This window comes from Pseudomonas sp. MS19 (assembly GCF_013277615.1).
GTDB lineage: Bacteria > Pseudomonadota > Gammaproteobacteria > Pseudomonadales > Pseudomonadaceae > Aquipseudomonas > Aquipseudomonas marincola.
Genome location: NZ_VBTO01000013.1, coordinates 328,854 through 349,597 on the forward strand (window position 1 = coordinate 328,854; position 20,744 = coordinate 349,597).

Genomic DNA, 20,744 nt, shown 5'->3' on the forward strand with positions numbered 1-20,744 from the left:
GCCCGCTTATGCGCGCGGCCTCTTTGTCAAAATAGGGTGACTGATTGACGCTTTAAGCGTGGGGTCTTTGCATGGCAAAGTTCACCCGCACTGGCAGTGTTGTAGGTAATCCTTGCAGTAACCGGTAAGCTGTTCGGCCGGACGCTAGAATAAACACCTGGATCACGAGCGCTGTTGTTTGTTTGCACGCTCGCAGCATTTTTGTGTCGGGCGCTGTCGAAGTGCTCGAAAGTTGCGAATCATGTCGGTTCGCCAAGAATTTTTAACGCCGCAGGAGAGACTGGTAATGGCTCAGCAGGTGAGTGGTCGTCAACCGCGCTATAAGCGCATTCTGCTCAAGCTTAGCGGCGAGGCGCTGATGGGTTCCGAAGATTTCGGGATCGATCCTAAAGTGCTCGATCGTATGGCCTTGGAAGTAGGCCAGCTGGTAGGTATCGGTGTTCAAGTGGGTCTGGTCATTGGTGGCGGTAACTTGTTCCGTGGTGCGGCTCTGAGCGCATCTGGAATGGACCGTGTGACCGGCGACCACATGGGCATGCTGGCAACTGTAATGAACGCATTGGCCATGCGTGACGCGCTGGAGCGTTCAAACATTCCGGCCATCGTTATGTCGGCCATCTCGATGGTGGGTGTGACTGATCATTACGACCGTCGTAAGGCCATGCGTCATCTGAAAACCGGTGAGGTGGTGATTTTCGCCGCTGGCACTGGTAATCCGTTTTTTACCACCGACTCTGCTGCCTGCCTGCGCGCCATCGAGATCGATGCGGACGTAGTGCTCAAGGCAACCAAGGTGGATGGTGTGTACACCGCTGATCCGTTCAAGGACCCGCACGCCGAGAAATTCGATCACCTGACCTATGACGAGGTTCTGGATCGCAAGCTTGGCGTTATGGATCTGACGGCAATCTGCCTGTGCCGCGACCATAATATGCCGCTTCGTGTGTTTAATATGAATAAGCCTGGCGCATTGCTCAATGTTGTAGTCGGCGGCGCAGAAGGCACTTTAATTGAGGAAGGTGAACAACAATGATCAACGAGATCAAGCAAGACGCTCAAGTGCGTATGGCCAAGACTCTTGAGTCGCTGGCTGGCGCCTTTGCCAAAATTCGTACCGGCCGCGCACATCCGAGCATCCTCGATAGCGTGATGGTATCTTACTACGGCACCGACACTCCGCTGCGTCAGGTTGCCAACGTGATGGCAGAAGACTCGCGCACACTGGCATTGACCGTGTTCGACCGGAGCATGATCCAGGCTGTCGAAAAAGCCATCATGACCTCGGATCTGGGCCTGAACCCGTCCACTGCCGGCACCACCATTCGTGTGCCAATGCCTGCCCTGACCGAAGAAACGCGTAAGGGTTACACCAAGCAGGCGCGCGCTGAAGCCGAGAACGCCCGTGTTGCGGTGCGCAACATTCGTCGTGACGCGCTGGCGCAGTTGAAGGATCTGGTCAAGGAAAAGGAAATCAGCGAAGACGACGAGCGTCGCGCCGCTGATGAAATCCAGAAACTGACAGACAAATTTGTCGCCGAAGCCGATAAGGCCTTGGAAGGCAAGGAAGCGGATCTGATGGCCGTCTGACGGCCAGGATGGCGTTATGGAGAAGAGTAAAAACGGCCTCGCCGAAGTAGTGCCGCGCCATGTTGCAATCATCATGGACGGCAATAACCGCTGGGCGAAAAAGCGTTTCATGCCTGGTGTGGCGGGACATAAAGCCGGCGTTGATGCCGTTCGTGCGGTGATCGAGGTCTGCGCAGAGGCCGGGGTTGAGGTGCTGACCCTGTTTGCCTTCTCCAGCGAGAACTGGCAGCGTCCGGCGGAAGAAGTCGGCGCGCTCATGGAGTTGTTCCTGGCAGCGCTGCGGCGTGAAACCAAGAAGCTCAATGAAAACGGTATCAGTTTGCGGATTATCGGGGATCGCGCTCGCTTTCATCCGGATCTGCAAACTGCCATGCGTGATGCTGAAGCGCAAACGGCTGGCAATAAGCGCTTTGTGCTGCAGATTGCCGCCAATTACGGCGGCCAGTGGGATATCGCTCAGGCCGCGCAGCGTCTTGCCCGTGAAGTGCAAGGTGGGCACTTGCAGCCTGCCGACATAACCCCGCAGTTGCTGCAAAGCTGCTTGGCGACGGGCGACCTGCCGTTACCGGATCTGTGTATCCGCACCGGTGGCGAGCATCGCATCAGCAACTTCCTGTTGTGGCAGTTGGCTTACAGCGAACTGTATTTTTCCGACCTGTTCTGGCCGGATTTCAAGCATGACGCCATGCGCAAAGCACTCGCTGACTTTTCCAAACGCCAACGGCGGTTTGGTCGCACCAGTGAGCAAATCGAAGCCGAGGCGAAAGCTTAATGCTTAAACAACGAATCATCACCGCGCTCATCCTGTTGCCGATAGCGCTGGGTGGCTTCTTCCTGCTTGAGGGAGGCGCTTTTGCCCTGTTTATCGGCGCCGTTGTGACGCTGGGTGGTTGGGAGTGGGCGCGTCTGGCCGGTTTTCCTGCGCAGTGGCAGCGTGTGTTGTTTGCAGCGCTTGTTGCCGTATTGTTGCTCGGGCTTTACCACGCGCCGATTCTGGCGACGCCGGTGTTGCTGCTGGGTGTGTTGTGGTGGTGCGTGGCGACAGCTTTGGTGTTGAAGTTCCCGCAGTCTGCTGTGTATTGGGCGCCTGCCTGGCGGCGGATTGCCATTGGTTTGCTGATTTTGCTGCCGGCCTGGCAGGGCTTGGTCCTGTTCAAGCAATGGCCGCAAGCCAATTGGCTGATACTCGCCGTAATGGTGCTGGTCTGGGCGGCTGATATCGGTGCTTATTTCTCCGGTAAGGCCTTTGGCAAGCGCAAGCTGGCCCCGGCAGTGAGTCCCGGTAAGAGCTGGGAAGGCATGATTGGCGGCATGTGTACGTGCCTGCTGATTACGCTGGTCACTGGTATCGTTCAGGGCTGGTCGGCCGGCAATACAGTTCTGGCGCTGCTGGGCGCTGGCATCGTTGTGGCAGTCTCGGTCGTCGGCGACCTGACCGAGAGCATGTTCAAGCGTGAATCCGGCATCAAGGACAGCAGCAATCTGCTGCCTGGCCACGGCGGCGTGCTTGACCGCATTGACAGCCTGACGGCTGCGATACCGGTATTTGCGCTGTTGTTATTGCTGTCTGGCTGGGCAACTCTGTGAGTCACGTTCAGCAAATTACCGTGCTCGGGGCGACGGGCTCGATTGGCTTGAGCACGCTTGATGTCATCGCGCGTCATCCCGAGCGTTACGCTGTTTTTGCCCTGAGTGGGTTCAGTCGTCTGGCAGAGCTGGAGGCCTTGTGTCTCAAGCATCGCCCACGGTTTGCGGTGGTGCGTGACGAGCAGGCGGCTGAGCTGTTGAGCGGCGGTCTGCAATCCGCAGGCTTGAGCACCGAAGTATTGATCGGTGAAAGCGGTTTGTGCACGGTGGCCAGTCACCCGCAGGTTGATACGGTGATGGCGGCAATCGTCGGTGCAGCGGGGCTTAAGCCAACGCTGGCGGCGGTTGAGGCGAGCAAGAAGGTGCTGCTGGCCAACAAGGAAGCGCTGGTGATGTCGGGCGATCTGTTTATGCAGGCCGTCAAACACAGTGGCGCGGTGCTGTTGCCTATCGACAGCGAACACAACGCGATTTTTCAGTGCCTGCCGAACAATTATGCCAATGGTCTTGAGTCGGTGGGTGTACGGCGTATTTTGCTGACCGCGTCTGGCGGGCCGTTCCGTGAAACACCACTCGAGCAATTGGCTCAAGTAACGCCAGAACAGGCGTGCGCCCATCCGAACTGGTCGATGGGGCGCAAGATATCGGTCGATTCGGCGAGCATGATGAACAAAGGCCTGGAGTTGATCGAGGCCTGCTGGTTGTTCAATACGCGCCCGGCCAAGGTCGAGGTGGTGATTCATCCACAGAGCGTGATTCATTCGCTGGTCGACTATGTAGACGGCTCGGTGCTAGCGCAGATGGGTAATCCGGATATGCGCACGCCAATCGCCCATGCGCTGGCGTGGCCGGAGCGAATCGACTCCGGTGTGCCGCCTCTGGACCTGTTTGCGGTCGCGCGGCTGGATTTTCAGGCACCGGATGAGGTGCGTTTCCCGTGTTTGCGTCTGGCGCGTGAGGCGGCGGATGCTGGCGGTACTTCACCGGCCATGCTCAACGCGGCGAATGAAGTGGCGGTTGAGGCATTTCTTCAGCGGCGCATTCGTTTTAACGAAATCCCGAGTATCATCGAAGATGTTCTGAGCACGCAGCCTGGTGTTGCTGTCGAAGGGCTTGCTACCGTGCTGGAGGCTGATCGCGTTGCGCGCAGCCTGGCTGAGCATTGGCTTACACGTCGTGGATAAACCACGCGGAGAAGAGTGATGAGTGCGCTGTACATGATTGTTGGCACCCTGATTGCGCTCGGGGTGTTGGTTACTTTCCATGAGTTCGGTCACTTCTGGATCGCCCGCAAGTGCGGGATCAAGGTCCTGCGTTTTTCGGTCGGCTTCGGCACGCCATTGCTGCGCTGGCACGATCGCCACGGCACCGAGTTCGTGGTGGCGGCAATCCCGTTAGGTGGCTACGTCAAAATGCTCGATGAGCGTGAAGGCGATGTGCCGCTGGACCAGCTGGAACACGCCTTCAACCGCAAAACCGTTGGGCAGCGCATCGCCGTGGTTGCGGCAGGGCCGATTGCCAACTTTCTGCTCGCCATCGGGTTCTTCTGGGTGGTTGCCATGTTGGGCAGCCAGCAGGTCAAGCCGATTATCGGCAGTGTCGAGGTCTCAAGTCTGGCCGCTGAGGCGGGTTTCGCCGCTGGGCAGGAAATTGTTTCGATCGACGGCAAGCCTACCAACGGCTGGTCGGCGGTCAATTTGCAGCTGGTTCGCCGTCTGGGTGAGACCGGCAATCTGAATATTACCGTGCGCGAGCCGGGCTCAAGCGTTGAAAGCTCGCGTCAGGTGGCGTTGAACAAGTGGCTGCAAGGTGTTGGTGAGCCTGATCCGATTGCTGCGCTGGGCATCACGCCTTGGCGTCCGCAGATTCCGCCGGTTCTTGATCAGCTCGACCCGCAAGGGCCTGCAGGCGCTGCCGGCTTGCAGTTGGGTGATCGGCTGGTAGCGCTGGATCAGCAGCCGCTGGACGACTGGCAGCAGCTGGTTGATCGGGTGCGCGGCCTGCCGGGTAAGTCGGTGGTGTTCACCGTTGAGCGTGACGGTGCTCAGCGTGACGTGCCGGTGACGCTGGCCACGCGCGGTGAACTGGATGCGCCTACAGGTTATCTGGGCGCTGGGGTTAAAGGCGTTGACTGGCCGAGCGACATGTTACGCGAAGTCAGCCATGGCCCGATTGCCGCAATCGGCGAGAGTTTTAAGCGCACCTGGACCATGAGTCTGTTGACTCTCGACTCCCTGAAGAAAATGCTCTTCGGCGAGCTCTCGGTAAAAAACTTGAGTGGGCCGATAACCATTGCTAAAGTGGCGGGCGCTTCGGCTGAGTCGGGCTTGGGGGATTTTCTTAACTTCCTCGCCTATCTGAGCATAAGCTTGGGGGTACTCAATTTGTTGCCTATTCCGGTATTAGACGGAGGGCATTTGCTTTTTTACCTGGTCGAGTGGGTGCGTGGTCGCCCATTGTCTGAGCGGGTTCAAGGTTGGGGGATGCAAATTGGCATAAGTCTGGTGGTTGGGGTGATGTTACTGGCCCTGGTTAACGATTTGAGCCGTTTGTAATCGCTACTGAATTACAAATCTGTCGCCAAGAGCGGCAGATTTTTTATCGTCAGTTGGAATAAGAAAGGACTTCATGAAACGTCTGCTGCTGCCTGCGGTGCTTTCCGCATTGATGATCGCCGAAGTTCACGCCGAGTCCTTCACCATCTCCGATATCCGCGTAAACGGTCTACAGCGTGTGTCTGCGGGGAGCGTGTTTGGCGCGTTGCCGCTTAACGTCGGCGAAGCTGCTGATGACCGCGCTCTGGTCGATGCAACGCGTGATCTGTTCAAAACTGGATTCTTTCAGGATATCCAGCTCGGACGTGACGGTGATGTGCTGGTAATTACAGTCGTCGAACGACCTTCGATTTCGAACATTGAAATTGAAGGCAACAAGGCGATTACCAGTGAAGACTTGCTCAAGGGCCTGAACCAGTCCGGCCTGGCTGAAGGTGAAATCTTCCAGCGTGCAACCCTTGAAGGCGTGCGTAACGAACTTCAACGCCAGTACGTTGCTCAGGGCCGTTACTCAGCTGAAATCGAGACCGAGGTGATCCCGCAGCCACGTAACCGTGTGGCGCTGAAGATCAACATCAACGAAGGCTCGGTTGCTGCGATTCAGCACATCAACGTAGTCGGTAACACGGTGTTCCCGGACGACGATCTGATTGATCTGTTCGAGTTGAAAACCACCAACTTGCTGTCGTTCTTCAAGAACGATGACAAGTACGCCCGTGAAAAGCTTTCCGGTGACCTTGAGCGCCTGCGCTCGTATTACCTCGATCGCGGTTATATCAACATGGATATCGCCTCGACTCAGGTTTCGATCACCCCTGACAAAAAGCATGTTTACATTACTGTAAACATCGACGAAGGCAGCAAGTACAAAGTCAGCGACGTTCGCCTCAGTGGTGACCTCAAGGTACCTGAGGAAGAAGTTCGCAAGCTGTTGCTGGTCAAGGAAGGGCAGGTGTTCTCACGTAAAGTGATGACCAGCACCTCCGAGCTGATCACCCGTCGTCTGGGTAACGAGGGTTATACCTTCGCCAACGTCAACGGTATTCCGCAGCCTAACGATGAAGATAAAACAGTTTCGATCGTATTTGCTGTCGATCCGGGCAAGCGTGCTTACGTCAACCGCATCAACTTCCGTGGCAACACCAAGACGGAAGACGAAGTACTGCGCCGTGAAATGCGTCAGCTGGAAGGCGGCTGGGCTTCGACCTACCTGATCGACCAGTCGAAGACGCGTCTTGAGCGTCTGGGCTTCTTCAAGGAAGTAAACGTCGAAACGCCGCAAGTGCCGGGCACTGATGACCAGATCGACGTGAACTACAGCGTTGAAGAGCAGCCGTCCGGTTCTATCACTGCCAGCGTCGGTTTCGCCCAGAACGCCGGTCTGATCCTCGGTGGTTCGATCAGCCAGAACAACTTCCTCGGTACCGGTAACAAGGTCAGCATCGGCTTGACCCGCAGTGATTATCAGAGCCGCTACAACTTTGGCTTTGTGAATCCCTACTGGACGCCGGATGGTGTGAGCCTGGGTTATAACCTGTTCTATCGCTCGACTGACTACGATGAGCTTGATACCGACGTATCCAGCTATGCGGTAGACAGCTACGGTGCGGGCATGAGCATCGGTTATCCGATCAGCGAAACCTCGCGTCTGACCTACGGTTTGACTGTGCAGCAGGATGACATCAATACCGGTGTTTACACCGTTGATGAAATCTACGACTTCCTGAACAAGGAAGGTGACAGCTACCTGAACTGGAAGGCGTCTTTCGGCTGGTCCGAATCGACCCTCAACCGTGGCGTTCTGGCGACCCGTGGTCACTCGCAGAGCTTCGTGGTTGAAACAACATTGCCGGGCAGTGATCTATCGTTCTACAAGGTCGATTACCGCGGACAGATTTTTGCACCGATCAATGATGACTACACCATGCGTTTCCACACCCAGCTGGGTTATGGCGACAGCTTCGGTGATACCTCGGAACTGCCGTTCTACGAGCATTACTACGCCGGTGGTTTCAACTCGGTACGTGGTTTCGAAGACAGCAGCCTGGGCCCGCGCAGTACGCCAAGTGTGGTGCGTAACGATCAGGGTGAAATCATCTACGGTGTGCCGGATGCCAATGGTCGCTACACTGACCCGGATCAGGACCCACTGCCGTTCGGTGGTAACGTGTTGATTCAGGGTGGTGCCGAGTTGCTGTTCCCGCTGCCGTTCGTCAAAGACCAGCGTTCACTGCGGACCTCGCTGTTCTGGGATGTGGGTAATGTCTACGACACCAACTGCACCGATAGCCAGAAGCAGTTGAGCGACAGCTGCGATATTGACTTGGGCAGCATGGCAAGTTCGGTGGGTGTTGGCCTGACTTGGATCACTGCTCTGGGGCCGTTGAGCTTCAGCTTGGCTGCACCGATCAAGAAGCCGGACGATGCAGACACGCAGGTGTTCCAATTCTCGCTTGGTCAGACGTTCTAAGCGTTTGAACTTAATCAATCACAAGTTTTGCAGGGGTGCATCGTGCGTAAGTTGACTCAAGTTATTCTGTTAAGTGCTGCTTTGACGGCGACTGCCACTCCGGCAATGGCTGAAATGAAAATTGCTGTGCTGAACTATCAAATGGCCTTGCTCGAATCCGATGCTGCCAAGCGTTACGCAGTGGATGCCGAGAAGAAGTTCGGCCCGCAGTTGAGCAAGTTGAAGTCGCTGGAAAGCAGCGCCAAGTCGATTCAGGATCGTCTGGTTAAAGGCGGCGACAAGATGCAGACCGCTGAGCGCGAGCGTCTTGAGCTTGATTTCAAGCAAAAAGCCCGTGACTTCCAGTTCCAGTCCAAAGAACTCAACGAAGCCAAAGCAGCTGCCGACCGCGACATGCTGAAGAAGCTGAAGCCGAACCTGGACAAGGCCGTTGAAGAAGTCATCAAGAAAGGTAACTACGATCTGGTTCTGGAGCGTGGCGCCGTGGTTGAGGTTAAGCCTCAGTACGACATCACCCGCCAGGTTATCGAGCGTATGAACCAACTGCGTTGATCTGATGACGGCTAAAGAATTTACTCTCGGCCAACTGGCCACTCGACTCGGAGCCACCCTCAAGGGTGACTCCGAGTTGTTGATTACTGGCCTTGCAACTTTGCAGGACGCCGGCGTTGGGCAATTGAGCTTCCTGGCAAATGCCCAGTACCGTAAGTATCTGGCTGATACCCAGGCGGCTGCGGTGTTGCTCACAGAAGCGGATGCCGAGGGTTTCCCCGGTAACGCGTTGATTGTGGCCAATCCGTATCTGGCTTACGCCGAGCTGTCGCATGCCTTTGACCGCAAGCCGCAAGGCGTGGTCGGGGTTCATCCGAGTGCGTTGGTGGCAGCGGATGCCAGCATTGATCCGACGGCCAGCGTTGGCGCTTATGCGGTGATCGAGAGCGGGGCGCAGATTGCGGCCGGTGTCACCATTAGCGCGCATTGCTTTGTCGGTGCGCGTTCGATAATCGGTGAAGGTGGCTGGTTGGCGCCGCGCGTTACCCTGTATCACGACGTGCGTATCGGCCGGAATGTGGTTATTCAGTCAGGCGCAGTGATCGGCGGTGAGGGCTTCGGCTTCGCCAACGAGAAGGGCGTGTGGCAGAAAATAGCGCAGATTGGCGGTGTGCTTATCGGCGATAATGTCGAAATTGGCGCCAATACCACTGTCGATCGCGGCGCGTTGTCCGACACGGTGTTGGGCAATGGTGTGAAGCTGGATAACCAGATCATGATCGCGCACAACGTACAGGTCGGTGACAACACCGCAATGGCCGGTTGTGTCGGTATTTCTGGCAGCACCAAGATCGGCAAGAACTGTATGATTGCCGGCGGCGTGGGCATGGTCGGTCATATTGAGGTTTGTGACGGTGTGTTTGTCACGGGCATGACCATGGTAACGCGCTCGATTACAGAACCGGGCTCATATTCTTCAGGTACGGCAATGCAGCCGGCGAACGAGTGGCGCAAAAGTGCAGCGCGGATTCGCCAGTTGGATGATATGGCCAAACGCTTGCAGCAGCTGGAAAAACAGCTCGCCGCAGTGACCTCGAACGGAAAAGCCTCATCTGATGCGTGAGCACGGAAAAACCGTGCTCCTCTTTTTTTATTACAGGCTTCTCTGGAAATGATGGACATCAACGAAATTCGTGAATACTTGCCGCACCGTTATCCGTTTCTCCTGGTTGACCGGGTGGCGGAGCTGGACGTTGAAGGCAAATGTATTCGTGCCTATAAGAATGTCAGCATTAATGAGCCTTTTTTCAACGGCCATTTTCCTGAGCACCCGATTATGCCGGGCGTCCTGATTATTGAAGCCATGGCTCAGGCAGCGGGTATCCTGGGTTTCAAAATGATGGACATCAAGCCATCAGACGGCACGCTATACTATTTTGTTGGCTCGGATAAACTGCGTTTTCGCCAGCCGGTTGTGCCGGGCGACCAGTTAATTCTCGAAGCCAAGTTCCTCAGCTCCAAGCGCAGCATCTGGAAGTTTGAGTGCAAGGCAACCGTAGACGGCAAGGAAGTCTGTTCAGCTGAAATTATTTGTGCGGAACGCAAATTATGAGTTTGATTGACCCTCGCGCCATTATCGATCCTGCTGCCAAGTTGGCTGACGACGTTGTGGTCGGGCCTTGGTGCATTATTGGGGCTGATGTGGAAATTGGTGAGGGTACCGTGCTCGGGCCTAATGTGATCATTAAAGGCCCGACCCGAATTGGTAAACACAACCGTGTTTATCAGTTCTGCTCACTTGGTGAAGACACCCCTGATCGCAAATACAAGGGCGAACCCACGCGCCTTGTGATTGGCGATCACAACATCATCCGTGAAGGCGTGACCATGCACCGTGGCACGATTCAGGATCGTGACGAAACCACCGTCGGTGATCACAACCTGATCATGGCTTATGCCCACATCGGCCATGACAGCGTAATCGGTAACCACTGCATTCTGGTTAACAATGTCGCGCTGGCAGGCCACGTGCACATTGGTGACTGGGCGATTCTGTCCGGCTACACCCTGGTTCATCAGTTCTGCCACATTGGCGCGCACAGCTTTGCGGGCATGGGTACGGCGATCGGTAAAGACGTTCCGGCGTATGTCACCGTTTCCGGCAACCCGGCCGAAGCGCGCACCATGAACTTCGAGGGCATGCGCCGTCGTGGTTTCAGCGCCGAAGCCATTCAGGCGCTGCGTCGTGCCTACAAGATTGTCTACCGTCAGGGCCTGACCATCGAAGACGCTTTGCTTGAACTGGCTGAGTTGGCCGATGAGTTCAGCGAAGTGGCGGTATTCCGCGACTCGATCCAGTCTTCCCAACGCGGCATCACCCGCTAATTTATGTCGGCTGTATTGCGCGTCGCCCTCGTGGCCGGCGAAGCTTCGGGCGATATTCTCGGCGCGGGTCTGATGCAGGCGCTCAAGCTGCGCCATCCGCAGGTTGAGTTTATCGGGGTTGGTGGGCCGCGGATGCAGGCTCAGGGCCTCGAGCCGATTTTCCCGATGGAACGCTTGTCGGTCATGGGCTTGGTCGAGGTTCTCGGCCGCCTGCCGGAGCTGCTCTCGCGCCGCCGCGACCTGATCAAAACCCTGATTGCCGCTAAACCGGATGTGTTTATCGGCATCGATGCGCCCGATTTCAACCTTGGTCTTGAGCTGAAACTGCGCCAAGCCGGGATCAAGACCGTGCATTACGTCAGCCCGTCGGTTTGGGCGTGGCGGCAAAAGCGTGTGCTGAAGATTCGTGACGCCTGCGACCTGATGCTCACGCTGTTCCCGTTCGAGGCGCAGTTCTACGATGAACATCAGGTGCCGGTGCGCTTTGTCGGCCATCCGCTGGCGGATGAGATCCCGCTGCAAGCGGATCGGCATGGCGCTCGCGAAGCGCTGGGCCTGGCTCACGATGCTCCGGTGATTGCACTTATGCCGGGCAGTCGCGGTGGTGAAGTAGGGCGCCTGGGCGCTTTGTTCCTGGATGCGGCTGAACGTTTGCGCGCGTTGCGTCCCGGTATTCAGTTTGTGCTGCCGTGCGCGAGCCGTGAGCGTCGCGAACAACTTGAAGCCATGCTCGCAGATCGCGATCTGGCCCTGACGTTGCTCGATGGCCGTTCGCATGAAGCGTTGGCAGCCTGCGATGCTGTGCTGATTGCATCCGGCACCGCAACCCTTGAGGCGCTGCTGTACAAGCGGCCGATGGTGGTGGCCTATCGCGTTGCTCCGCTGACCTACAGCATCCTCAAGCGTCTGGTTAAGAGCCCGTATATCTCGCTGCCAAACCTATTGGCCAAGCGCCTGCTGGTGCCTGAAATGATTCAGGACGCGGCAACTGCCGAGGCGCTGGCGCAAACGGTTTCGCCACTGCTTGATGGCGGCGAGGTGCAAACCGAACGCTTCGATCAGATCCATCGTTCACTGCGCTGCGATGCCTCCAAGCAGGCGGCTGATGCAGTACTTGAGCTGGTAGGTCGAGCCTGATGCAGATGGGATTGGATTTTGCTCAGGTCGAAGAACTTGTCGCCGGGGTGGACGAAGTGGGTCGTGGCCCGCTGTGCGGCGCAGTCGTGACCGCTGCGGTGATTCTTGATCCGGCGCGGCCGATTCTGGGGCTCAACGATTCGAAGAAGCTCACCGAAGCGCGCCGCGAAATGCTCTTTGACGAGATTCGCGAGAAGGCCCTGTCCTGGTGTATTGCCAGAGCTGAGGTTGAAGAGATCGACCAGCTGAATATTCTTCACGCCACAATGCTGGCCATGCAGCGGGCTGTAGAAGGGCTCAGCGTCACCCCTAAGCTTGCGTTGATTGACGGCAATCGTTGTCCGAAATTGAACGTTCCCAGTGCATCTGTGGTCAAGGGTGATAGCTCGGTGGCGGCGATTGCCGCTGCATCGATCTTGGCGAAAGTGAGTCGTGACCGGGAGATGCTTGCGCTCGATGCGCAATATCCGGGCTACGGCATCGCCAAACACAAGGGCTACCCGACACCTGTACATCTTGAGGCGCTGCGGCGTCTGGGGCCAACCCCCATCCACAGGCGCTCGTTTGCGCCGGTCAGAAATCTGCTAGACAGCTAATTCGCGGCCATTGTCGCCTGACTGCAAATATGGGTCGCTCATTCGCAGGCAAGCGAGCGGCCAATATTTCAAAGTCCCAGCCCTTTCGAGCTGTCTACACTGGTAGTCAGCATCATTTTCAGGTTGCACCTTGAGTGCGATGCACATTCGTTTCCGGCCGGTAATTCAGGGTCGAGCGTAAATGCCGCGGTAGGCGGTCGGAGGATTTCCATGCAAGAAGTGGCCACGCAGGTTGTAGACCTGTTGAACGGGTTGATCTGGGGGAAGGTACTCATCTGGTTGCTGGTCGGTTCCGGTTTGTACTTCACCGTTCGCTTGGGCGCGGTACAGTTTCGTCACTTCGGGCACATCTTCACGGTGTTGCGCGGCAGCCGTAACAGTGACAGTTCGGGGATTTCATCGTTTCAGGCGTTGTGTACTTCACTGGCGGCGCGCGTCGGTACGGGCAACATTGCCGGTGTCGCTGTGGCGATCACGCTCGGCGGGCCGGGTGCGATTTTCTGGATGTGGATGATTGCTCTGGTCGGCATGGCCACAGGATTTGTTGAAGCCACGCTGGCTCAGTTGTTCAAGAGCCGCGACGAGCAAGGCCAGTTTCGCGGCGGTCCGGCGTATTACATGGAGCGTGGCCTTAATGCACGCTGGATGGGCATTCTGTTCTCGATCTTCCTGATCATTGCCTTCGGTTTCGTGTTCAATTCCGTGCAAGCCAACACCATCAGCGGCGCGATGATTGGCGCGTTCAATATCGACTGGGGTACGTTCACCCTGATGGGCAGCGTGATTCCGGTGGCGTCAGCGGTGATCGGTCTGGGATTGGTGGTGCTGACCGCATTGATTATCTTCGGTGGCCTGCGCTCGATTGCCCGCTTCTCCGAGTTGGCCGTGCCGGTCATGGCAGCGGCCTATCTGCTGGTGGCGCTGGTTATCATCGTGATCAATTTCAGCGAGTTGCCGGCTGTGTTCTCGTTGATCTTCAAGAGCGCCTTTGGCTTGCATGAGGCAGCGGCTGGCGGCATTGGTGCGGCGATCATGAACGGCTTCAAGCGCGGCTTGTTCTCCAACGAGGCCGGCATGGGTTCTGCGCCCAATGCTGCTGCATCGGCGACGCCTTATCCGCCGCATCCGGTGTCGCAGGGCTATGTGCAAATGGCTGGCGTGTTTATCGATACGCTGCTGATCTGCACCGCCTCGGCCGCGATCATTTTGCTGGCCAAGGTGCCAGCCGGCAGCGCGGAAGGTATTGCGCTGGTGCAGCAGGCGCTGAGCAGCCAGTTGGGCGGTTGGGCCAAGTATTTCTTGGCGGTGGTGATTCTGTTCTTCGCCTTCACCTCAATTGTTGCCAACTACTTCTATGCCGAGAACTGTCTGGTATTCCTGGAGCATAATCACCAGTCCGGCCTGTTGATTTTCCGCTTGGCAGTGTTGGCGATGGTTATGTTTGGTGCGTTGGCATCGTTACCCTTCGTCTGGAATCTTGCGGACGTGTCGATGGGGTTGATGGCGATTACCAACCTTATTGCCGTGATACTGCTCTCCAATCTGGCGTTCAAGCTGGCGCGTGACTACAACGCACAGCGCAAGGCGGGCAAGGTGCCGACCTTCGATGCCAGCGAATACCCGGAAGTGCAGAAAAAACTTTCACCCGGCGTTTGGGATGATCGCTAATTAGCGATAGTTTGATCCGCAAAGCTGATGTTTGATCCAAGGCTCGGTACAATCCGGGCCTTGTCGTTTTTGTGTTTTGAATAGGGCTGCCATGACTGTTCCATTTGTCCATCTGCGTGTGCACAGCGAATACTCCCTGGTTGACGGTCTGGTCCGGGTCAAGCCGTTGATCAAGGCCGTTGCCGGCGCGGGTATGCCGGCGGTGGCAGTCACCGATCAGAGCAACATGTGCTCACTGGTCAAGTTCTATAAAGCCTCGATGGGCGCCGGTATCAAACCCATTTGCGGGGCTGATATCTGGCTGGCCAGTGCAGATGAAGATGGCGCGCTGACGCGCATGACCTTGCTGGTGATGAACGGCAAGGGTTATCGCAACCTCACCGAACTGGTCTCGCGCGGCTGGAGTGAAGGCCAAAGCAATGATTTGGTAATTATCCAGCGCGACTGGGTCAAAGCGGCTGCCGAAGGGCTTATTGCGTTGTCCGGCGCCCGTGAAGGTGAAGTCGGTCGCGCCTTGCTGGCCGGTGATCCGGTGCTTGCCGAGCAGCGTTTGCGCGAATGGCAGGCGGTTTTCCCCGATCGCTTCTATGTCGAGTTGCACCGTACCAATCGCGTCAACGACGAAGAATACCTGCACATGGGCGTTGAGCTGGCGGACCGGGTTGGCGCGCCACTGGTTGCCACCAACGATGTTCGCTTCATCAATCAGGATGACTACGAAGCGCACGAAACCCGAGTGTGCATTGGTGAAGGACGCTCGCTGGACGACCCGCGCCGCCTGCGCAATTACTCTGATCAGCAGTACCTGAAAACCCCGGAAGAGATGGCCGAGCTGTTCAGTGATCTGCCGGAGGCGCTAGAAAACACTGTCGAAATTGCCAAGCGCTGCAATATCGATGTGCAGTTGGGCACCTACTTCCTGCCTAACTTCCCGATTCCAGACGGCATGACCATGGATGAGTACTTTCGCAAAGTCTCGTTCGACGGACTCGACGAACGTCTGGAAGTATTGCTGCCCAAGGACACGCCGGATTACGAGACGAAGAAGCAGGTGTATGTCGACCGCCTCAACTTCGAGCTCGACATCATCATTCAGATGGGTTTCCCCGGTTACTTCCTGATTGTTATGGACTTCATCAAGTGGGCCAAGAACAACGGCGTGCCGGTAGGGCCAGGCCGTGGATCGGGTGCGGGCTCGCTGGTGGCGTATGTGCAGAAGATCACCGACCTTGATCCGCTGGCCTATGACCTGCTGTTCGAACGCTTCCTCAATCCCGAGCGGGTATCGATGCCCGACTTCGACGTCGACTTCTGCATGGACGGGCGCGACCGGGTTATTGATTACGTGGCGGAAAAGTACGGCCGCAACGCTGTAAGCCAGATCATCACCTTCGGTACCATGGCCGCCAAGGCGGTGGTGCGTGACGTGGCGCGGGCGCAGGGCAAGTCTTACGGTTTGGCGGATCGCTTGTCGAAGATGATTCCGTTCGAGGTCGGTATGACGCTGGCCAAGGCGTTCGAAATGGAAGAGCCGCTGCGCGACTTCCTCAAGACTGACGAAGAAGCGGCCGAAATCTGGGAGATGTCGCTCAAGCTCGAAGGTATCTGCCGCGGCACCGGTAAGCACGCCGGTGGTGTGGTTATCGCGCCGACCAAGCTCACCGACTTCTCGCCGATTGCCTGTGATGAAGAAGGCAACGGTCTGGTCACCCAGTTCGATAAGGATGACGTGGAATCGGCGGGTCTGGTGAAGTTCGACTTCCTCGGTCTGCGTACCCTGACGATCATCAAGTGGGCGATGGAAACCATCAACCGCGAGCAAGCCAAGCAGGGCTTGCCGGACCTGAATATCGACTTCATTCCGCTGGACGACAAAGCCACGTTCGCGATGTTGCAAAAAGCTGAAACCACCGCGGTGTTCCAGCTTGAATCGCGCGGCATGAAGGAGCTGATCAAAAAGCTCAAGCCCGACTGCCTCGAAGACATGATCGCACTCGTGGCACTGTTCCGTCCGGGCCCGTTGCAGTCCGGCATGGTGGACGACTTCATCAACCGTAAGCACGGTCGTGAGCCGATCTCCTATCCGCATCAGGATTACCAGTACGAAGGCCTGCAGCCGGTTTTGGCGCCGACTTACGGGATCATTCTGTATCAGGAACAGGTGATGCAGATTGCTCAGGTCATGGCGGGCTACACCCTTGGCGGCGCCGACATGCTGCGCCGCGCCATGGGTAAGAAAAAGCCAGAAGAAATGGCCAAGCAGCGCGGCGGTTTTATTGAAGGCTGCGCCAGTAACGGTATTGATGCGGACCTTGCTGGCAACATCTTTGATCTGGTGGAAAAGTTCGCGGGTTACGGCTTCAACAAATCGCACTCGGCCGCCTATGGTCTGCTTTCGTATCAAACTGCCTGGCTCAAGGCGCATCACTCGGCGGCCTTCATGGCGGCAGTGTTGTCGGCGGATATGCATAACACCGACAAGGTCGTTACGCTGATCGAAGAATGCCGCAGCATGAAGTTGCGTCTCGATGCGCCCGATGTGAACACCTCTGAGTTCAAGTTCACGGTTAACGATGAGGGCTGGATTGTTTACGGTCTGGGCGCGATCAAGGGCGTCGGCGAGGGTCCGGTAGAGGCGATTGTCGAGTCGCGCAAGGATGGCCCGTTTAAGGATCTGTTCGATTTCTGCTCAAGGGTCGACCTCAAGCGAATCAACAAACGCACCCTCGATGCATTGGTACGCAGCGGCGCGCTGGATCGCCTCGGGCCGCACTTCCATGAAGAGATCAAAGAGTATCGCGCCAATATCGACCGCAACCGCGCCGTATTGCTGGCCGCGACCGAAGAGGCTGTGCAGGCCGCCGAGCAAACGGCGCGTAGCCATGACAGCGGACACATGGACTTGTTTGGTGGCGTCTTTGCCGACGAAACCGCCGATGTTTATGCCAAGCATCTGAAAGCGCGGGAACTGACGCTCAAAGAACGTCTCAAAGGTGAGAAGGAAACCTTGGGGTTGTACCTCACCGGGCACCCGATCGACGAGTATGAAGGCGAGGTTCGCCGTTTTGCCCGTCAGCGCATTGTTGATTTGAAACCGTCGCGTGAATCGCAAACGGTTGCCGGCTTGATTGTTAACCTGCGGGTTATGAAGAACAAGAAGGGCGACAAAATGGGCTTTATCACCCTGGACGACCGTTCCGGGCGCATTGAGGCCTCTTTGTTTGCCGAGGCCTTCGCCAGTAATCAGGCGCTGCTGCAGAGCGATGCGCTGGTAGTGGTCGAGGGTGAGGTGAGTAACGACGACTTCTCGGGCGGTATGCGTTTGCGTGCCAAGCGTGTGATGAGTCTGGAGGAAGCACGTACCGGACTGGCCGAAAGTTTGCGTTTGCGTATTGCCAGCACAGCGCTGAAGGCGGACAAACTGAACTGGCTGGCGCAATTGTGTGAACGCCACCGGGGCGCTTGCCCGATCACGCTGGACTACGCGGGCACGGATGCACGGGCGCTGCTTGAGTTTGGCGAAAAGTGGCGGATTGATCCGGCTGACAGCCTGATTCAGGCATTGCGTGACCAGTTCGGCCGAGACAACGTCTTCCTTCAATACCGCTAAGGATTATGTAGCACTGAAAAGGACGCGTGCCGCGCAGTTACAAGGTTAGAGGGCTCATTGAAGCGCAAATTTTGGTAAAAATCAGCGCTTTCAGAGTCTTACAAATGCCGCAGTACTGAGCCGCGCTCTTTTTCGATCCTTAACTTTTGAGGCCTAGGCCTTATGTAAGGGTGGCGGCACTTGACGTCTACAGCGTGCGCATTGATCCTTCAGGGTTGTTGCGCCAAGACTCAGGTGTCGACCTGGATGAGCCCAATCCTATAAGGTAGGGCATAAACGGATACCGCTCCCCGGCCACTTGGCCGTCGACGCAAGACGGATGACTATGAACCCGAATTTTCTTGATTTCGAACAGCCAATCGCTGACCTGCAAGCCAAGATCGAAGAGCTTCGCCTGGTCGGTAACGACAATTCACTGAACATCAGTGATGAAATCGCGCGGCTCCAGGACAAAAGCAACGCGTTGACTGAAAGCATTTTCGGCAACCTGACCAGCTGGCAGATCGCCAAGCTGGCGCGGCACCCACGTCGTCCCTACACCCTCGATTATCTGGGCCATATCTTCACCGAGTTCGACGAGTTGCACGGTGATCGTCACTTCTCCGACGATGCTGCCATTGTCGGCGGTGTTGCCCGTCTGGATGATCAGCCGGTAATGGTCATCGGTCATCAGAAGGGCCGCGAAGTTCGCGAGAAAGTACGTCGCAACTTCGGCATGCCGCGTCCGGAAGGCTATCGCAAGGCGTGCCGTCTGATGGAAATGGCCGAGCGTTTCAAAATGCCAATCGTGACCTTCATCGACACCCCAGGTGCATATCCGGGTATCGACGCGGAAGAGCGCGGTCAGAGCGAGGCAATTGCCTGGAACCTGCGGGTTATGGCGCGCCTGAAAACCCCGATTATCGCTACCGTTATTGGTGAAGGTGGTTCGGGCGGTGCATTGGCCATCGGCGTTTGCGACCAGCTGAACATGCTGCAGTACTCGACCTATGCGGTTATCTCGCCGGAAGGTTGCGCATCGATCCTGTGGAAAACCGCAGACAAGGCGCCAGATGCGGCTGAAGCCATGGGCATTACGGCGGATCGCCTGAAAGGTTTGGGCATCGTCGATAAAGTCATTGCCGAGCCATTGGGTGGTGCCCATTGCGACCCGGCAGCGGCTGCCGAGTCTGTTCGCCAAACATTGGCTGCGCAGCTTAAAGACCTGAAGAAACTCGATACCGACGCGCTGCTTGCCCGTCGTTACGAGCGTCTCATGAGCTACGGCGTGGCGTGATGACCCTGTGCGCCAGGGTGCTGGAAAATCTGGCTCCCTGGCGTGACGCACCTGCGTGGCGCGTCGGCTTTTCGGGCGGATTGGATTCAACCGTCCTGTTACATGTACTAGCCAGCCTTGCGCAACGTGAGGCAATCCCGGCACTTTCCGCTATCTATATCGATCACGGCTTGCAAGCTGTCGCGCAAGACTGGCCGGCGCATTGCCAGCAGTTTTGCGCGCGTTTGGCTGTGCCGTTGCATATTCAGCGCGTGCACGTTGATGACGGGCCAAGCCTTGAGCGCGCAGCGCGTGAGGCGCGGTATCGGGCGTTCAGTCAGCAGTTGGCAGAAGGGGAGGCGTTGCTGCTTGCCCAGCACCGTGATGATCAGGCCGAAACCCTGATGTTTCGATTGCTCCGTGGCGCCGGCGTGCGCGGGCTCGCGGCAATGGCTGTTAGTCGGCCGTTGGGCGCTGGCGTATTGCTGCGTCCATTGCTGAATGCCTCGCAAGCTGAGCTGCGTGAATACGCCCTGGCGCATCGACTGAGCTGGATCGAAGACCCGTCCAACGCCGATCAACAATACTCGCGTAACTATCTGCGCCACAGCGTGCTGCCGGCATTGCATACGCGCTGGCCGCAAGCGCTGGGCAATATCGCCCGCGCTGCCGAGCATCTGGGCGAGGCTTCGCAGTTGCTCGATGAGTTGGCAATTGAGGATTTACAGCGCGCAGAATCCTTTGAGACCGCAGCATGGAGCGCAGTGCCGAGCTTGTCGCTGCCGGTATTGCGCAGCCTGAGTGAGCCGCGTCAGCGTAATGCTCTGCGTTATTGGTTGCGCGAGCGCACTAAGATGCCAGATACGGCGCATTGGGCGAGCTGGATTACCTTGCGTGATGCAGCCCCGGATGCATCGCCAGTCTGGCGTTTGGCCAGCGGTGAAATTCATCGTGCCGACGAGCGGCTATGGTGGCTCAGTGGTGACTGGCTGAGAAAACCTCAGGCGCTTTCCCAGCCCATTATCTCCGGTCAATGGCTGGCGCTGCCCGGCAATGGTCGGGTGCGCGTTGAAGGGCGGTTGCCGGACGGGGCGTTTTACATCGGCTACCGTCAGGGCAGCGAGGTGCTGGAGCTGCCTGAGCGTGGCCATCGCGATTTGAAACGATTATTAAATGAGCATCAGGTGCCGGTTTTTATCCGCGCTCGTCTACCCTTGTTGATGTGTCAGGGGCGCGTTTGTGCGGTGGCAAATGTGGAAAATCTGGAAGGTTGTTCAAGCAAGCTCTGGCGTCTGGTCTGGCAATTACCGACCAGCGAACTAGGTTTGAGCTGATAAGCCATTTCCGGTAGACTACGCTCCCGTCTTATTAGCGCTTTTGTTGATTCCGTTTCTTTTGAAGA

The 20,744-nt window shown here is 57.0% G+C and carries 17 protein-coding genes; all 17 read left to right on the forward strand.

Annotated elements, in window-relative coordinates; genetic code table 11:
• The first annotated feature begins 286 nt into the window (after nt 1–286).
• The 17 genes from pyrH (at nt 287) to tilS (ending at nt 20,676) form a co-directional block, all read left to right on the forward strand.
• Complete coding sequence (pyrH, locus tag FEZ62_RS14810; RefSeq protein ID WP_069899482.1) at nt 287–1,033, forward strand: UMP kinase; 747 nt, start codon at nt 287–289, stop codon at nt 1,031–1,033.
• Nucleotides 1,030–1,587, forward strand: a complete 558-nt coding sequence (frr, locus tag FEZ62_RS14815) for a ribosome recycling factor (RefSeq protein ID WP_069899481.1) — start codon at nt 1,030–1,032, stop codon at nt 1,585–1,587. Before pyrH ends, frr begins: the two co-directional genes overlap by 4 nt.
• A 16-nt stretch (nt 1,588–1,603) precedes the next feature.
• Nucleotides 1,604–2,359, forward strand: a complete 756-nt coding sequence (gene uppS / locus FEZ62_RS14820; protein ID WP_069899480.1) for a polyprenyl diphosphate synthase — start codon at nt 1,604–1,606, stop codon at nt 2,357–2,359.
• The gene (locus tag FEZ62_RS14825; protein ID WP_172928548.1) at nt 2,359–3,174 is read left to right on the forward strand and encodes a phosphatidate cytidylyltransferase; all 816 of its coding nucleotides are present in this window, start codon (nt 2,359–2,361) and stop codon (nt 3,172–3,174) included. The genes uppS and FEZ62_RS14825 overlap by 1 nt, the downstream gene beginning before the upstream one ends.
• Entirely contained in the window at nt 3,171–4,358 is a 1,188-nt protein-coding gene (ispC, locus tag FEZ62_RS14830; RefSeq protein ID WP_069899478.1) for a 1-deoxy-D-xylulose-5-phosphate reductoisomerase, read from the forward strand. The genes FEZ62_RS14825 and ispC overlap by 4 nt, the downstream gene beginning before the upstream one ends.
• Nucleotides 4,359–4,376: 18 nt before the next feature.
• Nucleotides 4,377–5,729 (forward strand): sigma E protease regulator RseP, encoded by a 1,353-nt coding sequence (gene rseP, locus FEZ62_RS14835; RefSeq protein WP_172928550.1) that lies wholly within the window; start codon nt 4,377–4,379, stop codon nt 5,727–5,729.
• A gap of 73 nt (nt 5,730–5,802) precedes the next feature.
• The gene (gene bamA / locus FEZ62_RS14840) at nt 5,803–8,199 is read left to right on the forward strand and encodes an outer membrane protein assembly factor BamA (RefSeq protein ID WP_172928552.1); all 2,397 of its coding nucleotides are present in this window, start codon (nt 5,803–5,805) and stop codon (nt 8,197–8,199) included.
• Between the two features lie 42 nt (nt 8,200–8,241).
• Nucleotides 8,242–8,751 carry an OmpH family outer membrane protein gene (locus FEZ62_RS14845; RefSeq protein WP_172928554.1) on the forward strand — a complete coding sequence of 170 codons (510 nt, stop codon included), beginning with the start codon at nt 8,242–8,244 and terminating at the stop codon, nt 8,749–8,751.
• A gap of 1 nt (nt 8,752) precedes the next feature.
• Nucleotides 8,753–9,814 carry a UDP-3-O-(3-hydroxymyristoyl)glucosamine N-acyltransferase gene (gene lpxD, locus FEZ62_RS14850; RefSeq protein WP_172928795.1) on the forward strand — a complete coding sequence of 354 codons (1,062 nt, stop codon included), beginning with the start codon at nt 8,753–8,755 and terminating at the stop codon, nt 9,812–9,814.
• Between the two features lie 48 nt (nt 9,815–9,862).
• Complete coding sequence (gene fabZ, locus FEZ62_RS14855) at nt 9,863–10,303, forward strand: 3-hydroxyacyl-ACP dehydratase FabZ (protein ID WP_069899473.1); 441 nt, start codon at nt 9,863–9,865, stop codon at nt 10,301–10,303.
• Nucleotides 10,300–11,076, forward strand: coding sequence for an acyl-ACP--UDP-N-acetylglucosamine O-acyltransferase (lpxA, locus tag FEZ62_RS14860; protein ID WP_069899472.1), 777 nt, complete (start codon nt 10,300–10,302; stop codon nt 11,074–11,076). The genes fabZ and lpxA overlap by 4 nt, the downstream gene beginning before the upstream one ends.
• 3 nt (nt 11,077–11,079) lie before the next feature.
• Nucleotides 11,080–12,213 (forward strand): lipid-A-disaccharide synthase, encoded by a 1,134-nt coding sequence (gene lpxB / locus FEZ62_RS14865; RefSeq protein WP_172928556.1) that lies wholly within the window; start codon nt 11,080–11,082, stop codon nt 12,211–12,213.
• On the forward strand, nt 12,213–12,809 hold the full coding sequence (rnhB, locus tag FEZ62_RS14870; protein WP_090508893.1) for a ribonuclease HII: 597 nt from the start codon (nt 12,213–12,215) through the stop codon (nt 12,807–12,809). The genes lpxB and rnhB overlap by 1 nt, the downstream gene beginning before the upstream one ends.
• A gap of 210 nt (nt 12,810–13,019) precedes the next feature.
• Nucleotides 13,020–14,477, forward strand: a complete 1,458-nt coding sequence (locus FEZ62_RS14875; RefSeq protein WP_090508892.1) for an alanine/glycine:cation symporter family protein — start codon at nt 13,020–13,022, stop codon at nt 14,475–14,477.
• 91 nt (nt 14,478–14,568) lie between these two features.
• Nucleotides 14,569–18,087: a DNA polymerase III subunit alpha gene (gene dnaE / locus FEZ62_RS14880; RefSeq protein WP_172928558.1), complete on the forward strand. Its 3,519-nt coding sequence runs from the start codon at nt 14,569–14,571 to the stop codon at nt 18,085–18,087.
• A gap of 325 nt (nt 18,088–18,412) precedes the next feature.
• The gene (locus tag FEZ62_RS14885; RefSeq protein ID WP_069899467.1) at nt 18,413–19,363 is read left to right on the forward strand and encodes an acetyl-CoA carboxylase carboxyltransferase subunit alpha; all 951 of its coding nucleotides are present in this window, start codon (nt 18,413–18,415) and stop codon (nt 19,361–19,363) included.
• Entirely contained in the window at nt 19,363–20,676 is a 1,314-nt protein-coding gene (gene tilS / locus FEZ62_RS14890) for a tRNA lysidine(34) synthetase TilS (protein WP_172928567.1), read from the forward strand. The genes FEZ62_RS14885 and tilS overlap by 1 nt, the downstream gene beginning before the upstream one ends.
• Nucleotides 20,677–20,744: the final 68 nt, after the last annotated feature.

Bases quoted from the DNA above. Each gene is read 5' to 3' on its own strand.
- pyrH (WP_069899482.1), top strand. From the start codon at position 287: ATGGCTCAGCAGGTGAGTGGTCGTCAACCGCGCTATAAGCGCATTCTG.
- frr (WP_069899481.1), top strand. From the start codon at position 1,030: ATGATCAACGAGATCAAGCAAGACGCTCAAGTGCGTATGGCCAAGACT.
- uppS (WP_069899480.1), top strand. From the start codon at position 1,604: ATGGAGAAGAGTAAAAACGGCCTCGCCGAAGTAGTGCCGCGCCATGTT.
- FEZ62_RS14825 (WP_172928548.1), top strand. From the start codon at position 2,359: ATGCTTAAACAACGAATCATCACCGCGCTCATCCTGTTGCCGATAGCG.
- rseP (WP_172928550.1), top strand. From the start codon at position 4,377: ATGAGTGCGCTGTACATGATTGTTGGCACCCTGATTGCGCTCGGGGTG.
- bamA (WP_172928552.1), top strand. From the start codon at position 5,803: ATGAAACGTCTGCTGCTGCCTGCGGTGCTTTCCGCATTGATGATCGCC.
- fabZ (WP_069899473.1), top strand. From the start codon at position 9,863: ATGATGGACATCAACGAAATTCGTGAATACTTGCCGCACCGTTATCCG.
- lpxA (WP_069899472.1), top strand. From the start codon at position 10,300: ATGAGTTTGATTGACCCTCGCGCCATTATCGATCCTGCTGCCAAGTTG.
- lpxB (WP_172928556.1), top strand. From the start codon at position 11,080: ATGTCGGCTGTATTGCGCGTCGCCCTCGTGGCCGGCGAAGCTTCGGGC.
- rnhB (WP_090508893.1), top strand. From the start codon at position 12,213: ATGCAGATGGGATTGGATTTTGCTCAGGTCGAAGAACTTGTCGCCGGG.
- FEZ62_RS14875 (WP_090508892.1), top strand. From the start codon at position 13,020: ATGCAAGAAGTGGCCACGCAGGTTGTAGACCTGTTGAACGGGTTGATC.
- dnaE (WP_172928558.1), top strand. From the start codon at position 14,569: ATGACTGTTCCATTTGTCCATCTGCGTGTGCACAGCGAATACTCCCTG.
- FEZ62_RS14885 (WP_069899467.1), top strand. From the start codon at position 18,413: ATGAACCCGAATTTTCTTGATTTCGAACAGCCAATCGCTGACCTGCAA.
- tilS (WP_172928567.1), top strand. From the start codon at position 19,363: ATGACCCTGTGCGCCAGGGTGCTGGAAAATCTGGCTCCCTGGCGTGAC.